The organism is Streptacidiphilus pinicola (assembly GCF_003258295.1).
GTDB lineage: Bacteria > Actinomycetota > Actinomycetes > Streptomycetales > Streptomycetaceae > Streptacidiphilus > Streptacidiphilus pinicola.
The window spans coordinates 834-1,214 of the sequence record NZ_QKYN01000272.1; positions in this window are offsets into that span (position 1 = coordinate 834).

Consider the following 381-nt stretch of genomic DNA (forward strand, 5'->3'; position numbering starts at 1 on the left):
GCACGCCGCCCGATCCGTCATGGCCGTTCCTGCAAAACACCAGCCGCAGCAGTCCCGTCCCGAGGAACACGATGTCGTGATCGTGGGCGCCGGGCAGGCGGGCCTGTCGATCGCGCACGAGCTCGCGCAAGCGGATGTCGAGCACGTCGTGCTTGCGCCCGCCCTCCCCCCCCCCCCCCCCCCCCCCCCCCCCCCCCTCCCCCCCTCCCCCCCCCCCCGCCGCCCCGCCCCCGCCCCGTCCCCGACCCCCCCCTCCGCGTCCCCCGCCGGCCCCGCCCCCGCGGCACCGCCCGCACACACTCCCGCCACCTCCTCCCCCCTGCCCCCGCCCCCCCCCCCCCGCCCCGCCCCCCCCCCCCCCGCCTGCCCGCTCACATACCC